This window comes from Mycolicibacter minnesotensis, from assembly GCF_010731755.1.
Lineage (GTDB): Bacteria > Actinomycetota > Actinomycetes > Mycobacteriales > Mycobacteriaceae > Mycobacterium > Mycobacterium minnesotense.
In genome coordinates this window covers 1931215-1943831 of record NZ_AP022589.1, presented here as the reverse complement: position 1 = coordinate 1943831, position 12617 = coordinate 1931215, and the positions used below count along the sequence as shown (strand labels likewise).

Sequence of the window (12617 nt, the reverse complement as noted above, 5' to 3'; positions counted from 1 at the left end):
TCGGCCCTCCTCGCGCCCTGTCAAACATGAGGAACGGTGGCCACCGTGAAGACCCCCATCTGCGAGCAGTACGGCATCGAATTCCCGCTGTTCGCCTTCAGCCACTGCCGCGACGTGGTGGCCGCGGTGACCAACGCGGGCGGCTTCGGGGTGTTCGGCGGAGCCGCCTACACCCCGGAACGGTTGGACCAGGAACTCAGCTGGATCGACGAACAGGTCAAGGGGAAGCCCTACGGCATCGACATCATCGTGCCCGCGAAATTCGAAGGCAAGGGCGAAAACCTTTCGGGTGGCCAGCTTTCCGACCGCATTCCCGCTGAGTACCGGGCCTTCATCGCAGACCTGCTGGCGCAACACGACATCGAGCCCGAGGAAAAGCCGCGGGTGGGCTCGGCCATGCTGGCCGGCAGCGCGGGAGAACAGCTTCTTGAGGTGGCCGTCGCTCACCCCATCCGGATGATGGCCAACGCGCTCGGCGTTCCGCCGGACTACATGATCAAGTCCGGCAAGGACAACGACATCCCGGTCGCGGCCCTGGTGGGCGCCAAGGAACACGCCCTCAAGCAGGTGGCTCACGGTGTCGACCTCATCGTCGCCCAGGGCACCGAGGCCGGCGGACACTGCGGCGAGGTGTCGACGCTGGTGGTCGTTCCCGAAGTCATCGACGCCATCGACAACGCCGTTCCCGTACTTGCCGCCGGCGGAATCGTCACCGGTCGTCAGATGGCGGCCTGCGTGGCCTTAGGTGCTGCCGGTGCCTGGACGGGCTCGGTGTGGCTCACCACCGAGGAAGCCGAAACCGAACCGCACACCGTGCAGAAAATGCTGGAAGCCACCTCGCGCGACACCATTCGCTCGACCGCACGCACCGGCAAGCCCGCCCGCCAACTGGTCTCGGAATGGACCGATGCCTGGCGCCCCAATGAGAAGGGCCACCCGACGCTGCCGCTGCCGCTGCAGTCCATGCTGGCCGAGCCCACCCTGCGCCGCATCGACAAGCTTGCCGCCACCGGACACCGTGGGGCACAAGCACTGTCCACTTACTTCGTCGGCCAGGGCGTCGGACTGATGAACAAGGTCAAGCCCGCACGCGACGTCGTCTTCGAGTTCGTCGAGGACTACATCGCCGCCGCCGAACGCCTGGGTGGCTCCCTCGAAGATTGACCGGCAGCCGCGCCCTAGGGGTGCTGCGGCTCCCGCCACATCTTCCACAATGTCGGGCCGCCGTTGGGCAGGTTGATCTCGCCGATCACCCGGAAACCGAAACGCTCGTAGTACGGCACGTTCTCGAACTTGCTGGACTCCAGGTAGGCCGGGCACAGTTCGGCGTCGCAGCGGTCCAGGCGCGGTTGCATGACGGCCTGTCCGAATCCTCGGCCACGCACCGAGGGGTCGCTGCCGATCACCGCCAAATACCAGTGCGGTTCCTCGGGGTGGTTGGCGTCCAACAGATCTGAGAGCATCCGGCCCTGCCCCAGACGGAAGCCGAACGAGCGGAACAACGACGGCACCATCCGCAGCTGCGACCAGAAAGACTGCTTCCACTGGTTGGGCGGGTCCCACAGCGCTGCTGCCCCGACTGCCGCACCGTCGTCGGCGACTTCAACGCCACCACCGGCCAGGTGATGGACCCGGGTTGAGGTACCGAAGAACGTCGCCAACTGCTCGGTGCGGGCATCGTCGTCGGGCAGCAGCCACATCGACACCGGATCGTCGTAGAACGCGCGCCCCAGCGCCTTCGCCAGCGAGGGAATATCGGACTTGAGCGCGGGCCGCGAGTCGATTGCCATGGGGCTAGATTAATGCGTCGCACTCAGGCGCGGCGCAGAGCAAGATCATCGGCTATGAGCACACTGCTGTGGGACCAGCACACGTGTCTGCCTTTGCAGGTCGGGGCCGAGGTCACGCCGCTGACCCGCTACCAGCATCCCGGCGGAGTGCTGCTGTCGGTGAATGCGGGCTACGCACCGCAGGGTTTTGCCGACAGCCTGGCCCTGCTCCAACACTTTCGTCGCGCCATCGAGGCCCACCCAGACCTGGCCGTGGCGGCCACCGTCGCTGATGTCGACGCGATCACCGGTGCGGGCGGCATCGCGGTGGTGTTCGACCTGGAGGACTCCAACCCTCTCGATGACGACCTGGCCAACCTGGCCGTCTTAGCCGAGCACGGGGTGCGGACCCTGCTGCCCACCTATAACCACGCCAACCGCGCGGGTAGCGGTTGCCTGGACTCGGTGGACGCGGGCCTGTCCTCCTGGGGCCGCGCGATCGTGGCCGAGATGAACGCCGTGGGGATGATTCCGGATGGCTCGCACTGCAGCGCCCGGACCGGCCTGGATATGTGTGCGGTGTCGAAGGGCCCTGTGGTGTACAGCCATTCGTGTATGCGGGCGCTGTGGGATCATCCCCGCAATATCACCGATGATCAGGCGAGGGCGTGCGCATCCACCGGTGGCGTCGTCGGAATCACCGCGGTCGGAATCTTTTTGGGCCCCAACACCCCCACTCTCGACGCGGTGGCTCGTCACCTGGAGTACGCGGTCGAGCTGGTGGGAATCGAGCATGTGGGCGTCAGCACTGACCACTCCTTCGACCACGCGAACTTCAACGCCGAGATGCTGGCCAATCCGGAGTTGTTCGACGAGAGCTATACGCGCTGGGGTCCGATCCAGTGGATGGCGCCCGAGACCTGGCTGGGCCTGCGCGCACATCTTGGTGCTCGGGGCTGGAGCGAGGCCGACGTCAGCGCCGTCCTGGGCGGCAACTTCCGCCGCGTGGCCCAGCAGGTGTGGACTGGCTAGCGGCTGCCGGAAGTGCGGGTGAACTGGTTGATGGCACTGATGAATTCGTCGGGCTTCTCCACCAAAGGACTGTGCCCTGATCCGGCGATGACGACCGGTTGCAGACCGGCCGCGCGATAGCGTTCGACGTTCGGGGCGGTGGGAGTAAGCACGTCGTTCTCGCCCCACACCACCAGCACCGGTTTGCCCAGGGCCGCCAGCCTGTCGGCCACGGCGCGCTGTTCGTTGATCCGCCCTGCGGTCTTGGCGTCGCACAAGGCGTTGTGAGTCATGCGCTTCAACGATCGGTAGGCGAATGCAGGGATGGGAAAGTCGGCGGCGAATCCGGTTTGCAGCGAACTCTGGTCGATGGTTTCCGAGCGACGCAACTGGTCCACCGAGGGGCCCAGCACCGGCCAGCACACCACGTTGCCCAGCGCCGGCATGGCGGTGAGGCCCTGATCGGCGGGGGTGTCGGAGACGATCACGCGGTCCACCAGGTCCGGTGCGCTCTCGGCCAGTGCGGTGGCCACGGTGCCGCCCATCGAATGCCCGACCAGCACCGCGTGCTGCACGCCCAGGGTGTCCAGCGCCTGGTGCACGGCGGTGGCCTGGCCCTGCGCACTGTAAGCCGTCACGTCGCGGGGCGACTCCGAGCCGCCGTGGCCCACCAAGTCGATCGCAATCACCCGGGACTGGTTCGCCAGCGCCGGAGCCACCGCCTCCCACCATTGGATGGACGCCGAATAGCCGTGCAGCAACACGATGGCGTGGTCGTCATCGCCTTCGCCGTACTCGCGGACGTTGAGGTCTGGGCCGGCCAGGTCGAGCACCAGCCCCTCGGCAAAGGGCTCGGCGGCGCGCGTGGTGCGGCCGGCGATCACTGCGGTGGCCAGCAAAGCGACCAAGACCAGCGTGATCACCGTCGCGGCAATGCGTTTACCCACCCGCTGACGGTAGCGGGGCATAGCCTGAACCGAGGCCAAATCACGGGAGGTAGCAATGAGCGACCACGACATCCGGATGATCATCTTGTCCACCGATGACCTGGACGAATCGATCAAGTTCTACAGCGAAACCCTGGGCATGCCGCTGAAGTTTCGCGACGGCGCACACTTCGCCGCCCTGGACGGCGGGTCGGTGACCTTGGCCCTGGCGACCGCAGTCGATCACCCCATCCACGGCCAGGTGGTGGTCGGCATCAAGACCGACGACGTCGACGGCGCCGCAAAGGCCATCGAGGCCAGCGGCGGCGGAATCGTGAAGGGCCCCTACGACGATGCCCATGAACGCCGGGCGGTGGTCTATGACAACAAGGGCAATGGGCTGGTGTTCTACAAGCCGCTGGGGCGGTAGGGGGCGGGCGGCCAAGCGCCAGGCAACGATCTAAGGGCCCGGAGCCTGATTGAGGTCTACCATCCGCATTGTGACCATGACACCACCTCCTTGGCCCACACCGTCTGCCGCCCAGCCACCCCGGCGGACCACTGCGGTATTCGCGGCGCTCGCTGCATTGCTATCAGTCGCTGCATTGATCGTGGCGATCATTTCGCTAACCCGCTCGGCAGACGCGTCAACGCCGCATTACACGGCCTCGCAGCAAGCCGATGCCAAGAAGCGCCTCTGTGACAGCTACAAGCTTGCAGCTCATGCGGAACACATTGAGACGAACACGCCCAATAACGTCGCGCTCGGGAGGCTATCCGCAACGAACGGTGCCCTGATTCTGGAGACGGCCGCAGCGGACCCCGCCCTCGATCCTAAGTATCGCGATGCGGCCCGCGCGCTCGCACTCACCTACCAAACGCTCGTGGCGGTTGCCACTGGTAAAGATGGGGGAGACCCGGAACTCGAGGCGATGGTTACCGACGCAAACGCCAAAGACCGCGTGATGACAGAGCTTTGCGGCGATTAGCCTCCTTCTATGGGAGGTCGACGCCGTTTGAAGGTACTCCGATGCGGCGCTGTCGGCTCCTACACGGCTCACTCACGAGATGAGCCTGATCCGATTCGAACACCGCGACCGTATCCCGCCGAAGTGTCAAGCAAACCTTTCCCAGGGGCCAGATAACGCGCTGCCGCTGCCAGTACGTTCAGCGCCCAGGACTTCCGCCTGCCGAACGAACGCAGTCTCAATCAGGATGTAAACGTGAAATCGCGTCAAGGTCTACCATCCGCAGTGTGATGATCAACCCACCGCCGTGGCCCTCACTGCCTCCAGTTACGCCGCGTAGCAGGTTGACACTGACGCTCTTGGCGCTAACGGCGTTGTTATCCGCCGCTGCTCTGGTAGTAGGAATACTAGCTCTAACCAAGTCGGAGCCTAATCCTATGTATACCGCGACTCAAAGAGCCGCAGCCAAAGCGCAGCTATGCAGCAAGTACATGCTCGCTTCAGATGCCGTGAACATTGAAACGAATGGCAATGACGCAGCATTTGCACGTATCGCCGCCGCAAACGGTGCGATTATTCTTGAGGCTGCGGCTATAGATCCTGCTCTCGATAACGAATACCGTGACGCCGCGCTTAGTCTGGCGCAGGCTTATCAAACCATGACTGCAACGGCCAGCAAGGGCTCGGATAACAAGCAGTTTCAGGAATCTATCGAATGACTACGGGACAACGTGTGCTGAAGGAACGATGCGGTGACTGATCTACCGTCGGGGAAATGGTCGTCCTACTTGGTGGGTGAATGGTGGCCCGCACCCCCGACCGGGCCGACTAGCGGTGTGGGGTACTGGTCTGACCATTCCAGCGCCAAAGAGCACGAGGCGGTCGAACTCCAAGCCTTCACAGACGGCGTAAGCGCAAGGAACAGTGGGCAGACCACAGAAGATGAGCTGATGCGTCTGCGCACTGGCTACAACCGTCTTGCGAACGCCGCCGAGCACTGTCGGAGCAAAAGCACGGCTAGTGACAGCGTCGCCAAGGCTGTTGATGAACTTCGTACCCGATTGCGGAATATCGCCGATCAGTACAATCCGAGAATCGACGAACTCGTCGCGAAAAACACTCCAGAGTCGATGGCACAAGCTATTGGCCTAATCGCCACCGCCAACGCTGAAGCAACCGAACGCGGTTCCGAAGCCAACGGCAAGATCATTGCGGCAACCCAGCAGATGTTCAATGAGCTAGGCGTCGAGGGTGACGCACAGCGGTGGCTGGAAGACAACGGGGCAAAATTCGGCCCACCACCGTCGCAACCACCCACCAGCGAAGAGCTGCGCAGAAAGGCAGCCGGTCCCGACCAGCTGCCATTCCCTTACGGTGCTGGGTACGCGGAAAATCACGCAGGTCCCAATAATGTCGACGAACTCCTGCTTCCAGCCGGCCCCGCCAACAGCGGCACAGGTGGCAACGACACTCGCGGAACGGGCGGCACCAACAGTGGCGGCTTAGCAAGCGGCGGGCCGCCTAGCGACGGCAACAGTGCGGTTGGACCAGCAGCCGGGCACGGGGGCGTAACCCAGTCGGGAGGAGCAACCGCAGGCGTTGGCGTCGTCGGACCGCCGGACAGATCCGGCACGGGCCCAAACCCAGGCGTCAGTGGCACGACTGGCGGTTTAGGTGGCACCGGCACAAGCTCCAGCGGCGTCATCACCGGTAATACTGCTACAGGTACAAGCAGCACCGGCACCGGCATCAGTGGCCTCGCCGACTCGACTGGTGGCCAAACGGGCATCACTAACCTCGGCCCGAGCGGACCGTCAGGTGGAAGCGGCGGATTCTCGGGAGGAGGGGTCGGATCACCCGGCGGCGCTCCGTCTCCCATGGCCTCTGCCATGCCGGGCCTCGGCGGCCCACCCGGCGGTGGTGGTGGGATGCCACCCGGTCTCCCAACCAGCGGCCCCACCCAAGCGCTCGCCGCGGGAATGCCCGGCGGTGGACCTCCAGGACTAGGCGGACCCCCGCCCACCCCCGGTACGGGTGGATCGGGGCTCGGCGGATTCGGCCAGCCCTCGCAGATACCGCCGTCGCCCTCGGTGACGCCGATGGCCGGCGGTGCGTTGGGCAACATGGCCCAACTGGCCAGTCCGAGCACGGAGGTGGCTCCGGCCGCGCCGACCGCGGGAGCCACACCGGCAACACCCGCGACGGCCCCGGTGACCGCCAGCCCTTCCGCGGTGCCGTCGGGTCCCATCAGTGCCGGCCCGGTAGGCCCGTCTGGCCCGTTGCCCGGTTACGGGGCGGACTTACGTCCCGCGGCCCCCGCTGCCCCGCCCGTGCCCTCGGTGCCGCCCGGGCCGACTCCCCCGTCTGCGCCCGGAGCCCCCACGACCCCGACGTCTGGTGGACCGACGGTGGCCTCCGCCGGTGATCGCCCGGCGGCGGGCAAACCTGCCCCGGGGGCCGGCGGACAGTCCGCGGCGTCGCTGGCCGGCAGCATGGGCGCCGGGAGCACCGCCGGGGCGGGAGCCGGTACGGCCGCTCGGCGCCTGGCCGAGCACCAGGATCTACAACGCAAGGTCGACGCGGTGGCGCGCCAAGCACCGAACCTGGCTTGGGCGGCCGGCCTTCGCGACGACGAGACCACCATCCTGCTGGCCACCGACGTGGCCGGCGGCTGGATTCCGCCCACAGTCAAACTTCCCCCCGGACTCACCCTCCTGGATCCCGCGCACCGTCGCCGCGATACCAGCGCGGTGGATCTGCTGGGTGCGGTGATCGCAGCTGCGGCCCACCAGCCGAATACCTACGTCACTGAGGCCGGCCCCAACGATCCGATCCCCGGCAGCGGTGAGCGCGCCCGCTATGGCCAGCACGTGGACGAACTGGGACCCACCCTCATCGAAGTCACCGGAGCCAACGCGCGCCTGCCGCGGATAGTGCAGACCGTGGCACGCGCCATGGCCCGCAGATCAGGCGTCGCCGACAACGAAGTCGAGCTGTTTCGGCAGGTAGTCACCACTACGCAGACGCAGGTACTGTCGGCCTATCCCCAACATGCTCCGCGGGACGTCGCCGACTGGATGCTGTTGGCGGCCATCGACGCGCTGATCGACGGAAGTGAAGAGCTCGCCCGGTACCACCTCTCGTGGTATCTGGTAACGGCAGGACAGCATGGAGGTGTAGCGCCATGACAGACGACTTCGTCAGGCACTACGGTGCGGACTTTTTGCACATCGCGCTCTCCCAGCCACCGACCCCGATCCCCCCTGGCCCGGTCCACGCGGGCGGCTCCTCCCCCGTCGATGCCACGATGGCTGCGTTCGGGGCAGCCACGAACTTGAATCTGGTCGAAACCAACACCGAACTCGCCAACGATCACCGCGATCGCGCCGGCCATGCCGCCGATGCCGTCCGGAAGTTCGGTGAGCACGAGGCCGACGCAGTGTCGAAGTTTCAGAAAGTCGCCGCGGAGGCCGCCCCCTCGATGGCGCCGCAGCAGCAGCTGCCGCAGGACGCCATGAGTGGGGCGATGCAGGGCGTCAACAGCGCCATGCAGGGCATCACCGGCGCACTCAGCGGAGCCCTCGGCGCGGTAACCAAGCTGCCCCAGGGATTGATGCAGGCCGGCCAGGGAGCGTTGTCCCCGCTGATGAGCGCGGCGTCCTCGCTGGGCAAAGGCGGTCTGGGCGGCGCCACGTTGGCCTCAGACATCGGACCCGAACCAGACTTCGGTGCAGGCGATTTCGGCTCCGGCGGCAGCGGCGGCGGTCTCGGCGTGGGCACCACGCCAGCCAGCAACCTCGGCCCACCCCCGGTGCCGGGGACGTCGACACCGACTACGCCCGCCAGCTCTATGACCAGCACCGGTGCCATCGGTACCTCCGGTGGTGCACCCTCCGCCGGTGGGAGCGGCGGCGGGATGATGCCGATGATGCCCGGCGGGGCGGGCGCCGGAGGCAAAGGCGGCAAAGACGACAAAGCCGACGCGAAGCGGATCGCCGCGCCCGGCGTGCCCAACGGTCAGCCCGTCAAGGGCCGGACGACGGTCCCGCCCAACGTGCCGGTGACGAAGTCCGTCGCGAAGGGCGTCGCCCTGCCTGGCATCACTCCCCTGAAACGCATTGTGGACAAAGACGAATCATCGAACTGACGGCGCTCTTCACGCGGGACAGGCGCCAAGCCGGCCCGCCAGATTTAGGCGTTGAGGGTCGGGACGATTGCGGCTTCGATGATCTTGACGTCCCGGGTGGCGAGGGTGAGATTGCGGCGTAGTGCCTGGGCAACCAGGACACGGTCGAACGGGTCTCGGTGTTCCCAGGAAAGCCGGCCCGCCAGAATGGCGTCCGCGGAGGTTATGTCCAGATCCGTGCTGCCCATGTCGGTCGTGACCTCACTCCAGGCAGCCAACAGCGCCGCACCGTCAAGCCGGCCCAACCGGGTCTTGGTCGCGATTTCCCAGGCGGAAGCGGACGAAACCCACACCGATGTTTCGGGGTCGGCCAACACTGCGAGAGCGTTGGCGTCGACGTTCGTCGGTTTGCTCACAAGCCACAGCAGGGTGTGCGTGTCAAGCAGAACCTTCACTCTCCGGCGGCTTCCCACGTCGCTAGCTCTGCTTCCGGCAACGCGGCGTCGAAATCCTCGGGGACAACCAGACTCGGCAACTGGCCGAACCTACGCGGAACGGCTTCGATCGGTATGAGTCGCGCGACGGGCTGCCCGTGGTTGGTAATGGTGAACGAGGCACCGGACTTGACGTCGTTCAGGAGTCGGTTCAGCTGGTTCTTGGCGTCGGTGCTGCTGATCGTCTCCACTGGACCAGCCTAGCCGCGGCCGACCGATTCACGCTAGTTGCACTAGCGCGAATTGGCGTTGCTCGAGGTCCGGACTAACGGGACACGACCAGCACCGCGTTATGGCGCACCAGGAACGGAGCGATCAGATCCACCACAACCCAGCGTCGCGCCGGATCGACCGCAGTGATGATGCCTAGATTGGCGATAGAGCCATCTACGTCCGCAGTGACCGGAGCGCCGATGATCTTGGCATCGATAGCGGTGTTCGGATCGTCGGCCGCGACGACAACTCGGTCGATCCCGGGAGGAATGTCTCGTAGTTCTGCTGCCGCGGCAGGGTCGACCACCCGCCCCGCAACGACCCTGCCATCGAGGTCCGTCCACATCGCGTGAGCCTGTCGGCGTTGCACCACGTCCGCGGTCTGGATCGCGTCAGCCGTCGGGGGCTCTCCGTTTACGGCGCCTCCGACGGTCAGCCCCGACTCGCCCGGTCCGGAACTGAACACCGCCAGCGGAGATGTCGGCATGGTCCAGGGCCGATCAGCCACGTTCGGGCGGGCTTCACCAGGTGTCCGATAGATGATCTCGCCGACCTTGGTACGCGTTGAAGCCAAGCCGTCAGCTTCGCTCTTCATGACGAAGACCGGAGCGTCTTCGTCACCGTGGGCGCACTGTGCGCCGATGACAAACCCCGCGGTCCGTTGTCCCGCGTTGCCCGGATCCGGGAAATCCAGATAGAAACCCGAGGTACACACAGTCGTCGAAGATCCCTCGCCCACCAGTACCTGAATTCCCGGTTGCAATCGCGATACCGGCCTCGGCATCACCTTGGCTTCGTTGACCGTGGGGGGAAGCACATTGACCGGCCCCGTACCTGCGACGCTCGACATGCCCGCGACGGGGCGCTTCTGGAGATTGTCTGACCCACAGCCGGCGACAGCTAAGACAAGACTGATCGAAATGACGACACCCTTCGGCCGACATCCCCGAGGCATACGAATCCTTCCTCCCGTTCGGATTATTTCCGCAACCTGCCAGCTACAACTCTCAGCACACCACTCAGTCCGGCGGTCGTAATGATGTTCTGGAACCATCGGGCCAAACGATGTCTCCGGTGTCGTCGTTCTTTTGGCCATCCCGAGTGGCACCACCAGCCGGATAACGCCCAGTCAACGCCTGGACCTGAGCCGCCCGCTGCTGGCTGTCGGCGGCCGCATCGGCGACGATCTTGTGGATCTCCCGGGTCTTGCCGGCCAGATACGCCTGGAACTGGCGGGCGCCCGCCGGGGTATTCCGAGCCGGCCAGGCGGCAGCGGCCGCACGGATATCGGCTTCCAGCGCGTCCAGCCGCGCCCGCGACTGCAGATTGTGCTGGCGGGCGCCGCGCAAGACCCCCTCGAAGGACAGATCGAGCTGGACTGACGTCGCCAACCGCTGCCTTAACTGCTCTTCCCGTGCCCGGGCAGCCTCTGCGAACGCCCCCACCTGGTCCGGCATAGCCCTCAAGGTACGCCCGCCGGGCGTCATCGCGTGTGCGCAAGTGACTGGTTACCGCTGGCCAACGCCAGTAATGTCGTCGCGGTGCGCTTTGTCGCCGCAGGGGGCGGCGCAGCATCACCGAGCGTGCGTCGTTAGGGGTAGCAGAGCATGCCGCTGAGCCTGTCGAACCGGGACCAGAACTCCGGTCACCTGTTCTACAACCGACGACTGCGCGCCGCCACCACCAAATTCTCCGTGCGGATGAAGCACGACGACCGCAAACAGACCGCCGCGATCGTGCTCTCCATCGTGTTGATCCTCATCGGCATGGGCTGGATGCTGCTGCTCAATGTGCTGCGGCCGGCCGGCATCGTGCGAACGTCTTCGATCGTCGGCGACCGCGACTCCGGGGCGATCTATGCCCGCATCGACGGACGGCTCTACCCGGCGCTGAACATCACCTCGGCGCGGCTCGCGGTCGGTCACGCCGAGGTGCCCACCTGGGTCAAGCCCGCCGAGATCGCCAAGTACCCGACGGGCCCCATGATCGGCATCCCCGGGGCCCCCGCATCGTTGGTCGCCAACACCGGCGCCCCCTCAGCCTGGGCGGTCTGCGACACCGCAGGCTCAGCACGCCGCGCCGAACCACCCGTGGTGACCGCGATCGCGGGCTCGCTGAGCCCAGCCGGCCGCTCGGCTCCGCTGGCTCCTGGCGCGGCCGTACTCACCCGCTTCCAGGGCGCCACGTATGTCATCTGGGGCGGCAGACGATCCCAAGTCGACCCCGCTGATCGGGCCATCACGCTGAGCCTCGGTATCGACCCGGGCACCACCGCCCCGGTGGAGATGTCGCGAGCACTGTTCGACGCGCTGCCCAGCACCGAACCGCTGCGAGTCCCGGTGATCCCGCTGGCGGGTACGCCATCACAGTGGGTGCCCGGGTCCCAGGTAGGTGCGGTCCTGGAGACCCGCACGGCCGGCGGCGGCTCGCAGTTCTACGTCCTGGTACCCGACGGGGTCCAGAAGATCACCAGCTTCGTCGCCGACCTGATCCGCAGCGCCAACTCGTTCGGTTCGGTCGCCCCCCTGGTGGTCAGCCCGGACAAGCTGGTCAACATCCCGGATGTGAGCACGCTGCCAGTCGAGTACTACCCCAACAGCAGACTCAGGTTCGTCGACACCGCCGCCGACCCGACGACGTGCGTCGGATGGGAGAAGGCCACGGGTGACCGGCAGGCCCGGATCACGGTCTACAACGGACGCGGCCTACCGGTGTCGCCGGCGACGGACGACCGGATCGTCCGGTTGGTGCGCGATGACCGCAGCCCTACCTCCGTGGTGGCCAACCAAGTCCTGGTGCTTCCGGGCGCGACCAACTTCGTGGCCTCCACCAGCGAACTGCTCGAATCAGATTCCCGCGAGACCCTGTTCTGGTTGTCTCCCAACGGCGTTCGCTTCGGTATCGCCGCCGAGACCGAGACCCTGCGGGCACTGGGACTGGATCCCGGCATGGCGCAACAGGCACCGTGGCCGCTGCTGCGCACGTTTGCCGCCGGACCCGAGCTGTCTCGGCATGGCGCGTTGCTGGCGCGAGACACGCTTCCATCGGCAGGCACGGTGCAGCCGGTGGTCCCCAACAACCAGCAGGGCGTCCCGGGAGGGCACTGACCG

At 66.1% G+C, this 12617-nt stretch carries 14 protein-coding genes; 8 read left to right on the top strand and 6 right to left on the bottom strand.

Annotation, left to right across the window (positions count from 1 at the left end):
• Nucleotides 1–45: 45 nt before the first annotated feature.
• Nucleotides 46–1164: an NAD(P)H-dependent flavin oxidoreductase gene (locus G6N09_RS08985; RefSeq protein ID WP_083026388.1), complete on the top strand. Its 1119-nt coding sequence runs from the start codon at nucleotides 46–48 to the stop codon at nucleotides 1162–1164.
• 14 nt (nucleotides 1165–1178) lie between these two features.
• Here the strand turns inward: G6N09_RS08985 and G6N09_RS08980 are convergent, their stop codons facing one another.
• Nucleotides 1179–1790 (bottom strand): GNAT family N-acetyltransferase, encoded by a 612-nt coding sequence (locus G6N09_RS08980; protein WP_083026351.1) that lies wholly within the window; start codon nucleotides 1788–1790, stop codon nucleotides 1179–1181.
• A 54-nt stretch (nucleotides 1791–1844) separates the two neighbouring features.
• On the opposite strand from G6N09_RS08980, the gene G6N09_RS08975 reads away from it, so the two are divergent.
• Nucleotides 1845–2801, top strand: coding sequence for a dipeptidase (locus tag G6N09_RS08975; protein ID WP_083026349.1), 957 nt, complete (start codon nucleotides 1845–1847; stop codon nucleotides 2799–2801).
• Here the strand turns inward: G6N09_RS08975 and G6N09_RS08970 are convergent.
• Complete coding sequence (locus G6N09_RS08970; RefSeq protein WP_234807032.1) at nucleotides 2798–3727, bottom strand: alpha/beta fold hydrolase; 930 nt, start codon at nucleotides 3725–3727, stop codon at nucleotides 2798–2800. The genes G6N09_RS08975 and G6N09_RS08970 overlap by 4 nt on opposite strands.
• 55 nt (nucleotides 3728–3782) lie before the next feature.
• Between G6N09_RS08970 and G6N09_RS08965 the strand changes: the two genes are divergently transcribed.
• The 5 genes from G6N09_RS08965 (at nucleotide 3783) to G6N09_RS08945 (ending at nucleotide 8821) form a co-directional block, all read left to right on the top strand.
• Nucleotides 3783–4136: a VOC family protein gene (locus G6N09_RS08965; protein ID WP_083026345.1), complete on the top strand. Its 354-nt coding sequence runs from the start codon at nucleotides 3783–3785 to the stop codon at nucleotides 4134–4136.
• 76 nt (nucleotides 4137–4212) lie between these two features.
• Nucleotides 4213–4695, top strand: a complete 483-nt coding sequence (locus G6N09_RS08960; RefSeq protein ID WP_179959904.1) for a hypothetical protein — start codon at nucleotides 4213–4215, stop codon at nucleotides 4693–4695.
• 416 nt (nucleotides 4696–5111) lie between these two features.
• Entirely contained in the window at nucleotides 5112–5393 is a 282-nt protein-coding gene (locus G6N09_RS08955) for a hypothetical protein (protein WP_179959887.1), read from the top strand.
• Between the two features lie 1209 nt (nucleotides 5394–6602).
• On the top strand, nucleotides 6603–7862 hold the full coding sequence (locus G6N09_RS19970; protein WP_234807031.1) for a DUF5631 domain-containing protein: 1260 nt from the start codon (nucleotides 6603–6605) through the stop codon (nucleotides 7860–7862).
• The gene (locus G6N09_RS08945; protein ID WP_083026338.1) at nucleotides 7859–8821 is read left to right on the top strand and encodes a hypothetical protein; all 963 of its coding nucleotides are present in this window, start codon (nucleotides 7859–7861) and stop codon (nucleotides 8819–8821) included. The genes G6N09_RS19970 and G6N09_RS08945 overlap by 4 nt, the downstream gene beginning before the upstream one ends.
• A gap of 44 nt (nucleotides 8822–8865) precedes the next feature.
• Here G6N09_RS08945 and G6N09_RS08940 read toward each other — a convergent pair whose 3' ends face one another.
• From G6N09_RS08940 to G6N09_RS08925, 4 genes are all read right to left on the bottom strand, one after another.
• A complete protein-coding gene (locus G6N09_RS08940; protein ID WP_083026336.1) occupies nucleotides 8866–9255 on the bottom strand; it encodes a type II toxin-antitoxin system VapC family toxin in 390 nt (129 codons plus the stop codon).
• The gene (locus G6N09_RS08935) at nucleotides 9252–9485 is read right to left on the bottom strand and encodes a type II toxin-antitoxin system Phd/YefM family antitoxin (RefSeq protein ID WP_083026334.1); all 234 of its coding nucleotides are present in this window, start codon (nucleotides 9483–9485) and stop codon (nucleotides 9252–9254) included. The genes G6N09_RS08940 and G6N09_RS08935 overlap by 4 nt, the downstream gene beginning before the upstream one ends.
• 74 nt (nucleotides 9486–9559) lie before the next feature.
• Entirely contained in the window at nucleotides 9560–10357 is a 798-nt protein-coding gene (locus tag G6N09_RS19965) for a hypothetical protein (protein WP_234807030.1), read from the bottom strand.
• 169 nt (nucleotides 10358–10526) lie between these two features.
• A complete protein-coding gene (locus G6N09_RS08925) occupies nucleotides 10527–10964 on the bottom strand; it encodes a DUF4226 domain-containing protein (RefSeq protein ID WP_234807029.1) in 438 nt (145 codons plus the stop codon).
• Nucleotides 10965–11114: 150 nt separating this feature from the next.
• Between G6N09_RS08925 and eccB the strand changes: the two genes are divergently transcribed.
• A complete protein-coding gene (gene eccB / locus G6N09_RS08920; RefSeq protein ID WP_083026332.1) occupies nucleotides 11115–12614 on the top strand; it encodes a type VII secretion protein EccB in 1500 nt (499 codons plus the stop codon).
• The last annotated feature ends 3 nt before the right edge of the window (nucleotides 12615–12617 follow it).

What these genes read in the sequence shown, in the direction of transcription:
- G6N09_RS08955 (WP_179959887.1), top strand. Translation starts at nt 5,112, where the DNA reads ATGTATACCGCGACTCAAAGAGCCGCAGCCAAAGCGCAGCTATGCAGC.
- G6N09_RS08965 (WP_083026345.1), top strand. Translation starts at nt 3,783, where the DNA reads ATGAGCGACCACGACATCCGGATGATCATCTTGTCCACCGATGACCTG.
- G6N09_RS08960 (WP_179959904.1), top strand. Translation starts at nt 4,213, where the DNA reads ATGACACCACCTCCTTGGCCCACACCGTCTGCCGCCCAGCCACCCCGG.
- G6N09_RS08975 (WP_083026349.1), top strand. Translation starts at nt 1,845, where the DNA reads ATGAGCACACTGCTGTGGGACCAGCACACGTGTCTGCCTTTGCAGGTC.
- G6N09_RS08980 (WP_083026351.1), bottom strand. Translation starts at nt 1,790, where the DNA reads ATGGCAATCGACTCGCGGCCCGCGCTCAAGTCCGATATTCCCTCGCTG.
- G6N09_RS08925 (WP_234807029.1), bottom strand. Translation starts at nt 10,964, where the DNA reads ATGCCGGACCAGGTGGGGGCGTTCGCAGAGGCTGCCCGGGCACGGGAA.
- G6N09_RS19970 (WP_234807031.1), top strand. Translation starts at nt 6,603, where the DNA reads ATGCCACCCGGTCTCCCAACCAGCGGCCCCACCCAAGCGCTCGCCGCG.
- eccB (WP_083026332.1), top strand. Translation starts at nt 11,115, where the DNA reads ATGCCGCTGAGCCTGTCGAACCGGGACCAGAACTCCGGTCACCTGTTC.
- G6N09_RS08945 (WP_083026338.1), top strand. Translation starts at nt 7,859, where the DNA reads ATGACAGACGACTTCGTCAGGCACTACGGTGCGGACTTTTTGCACATC.
- G6N09_RS19965 (WP_234807030.1), bottom strand. Translation starts at nt 10,357, where the DNA reads ATGTCGAGCGTCGCAGGTACGGGGCCGGTCAATGTGCTTCCCCCCACG.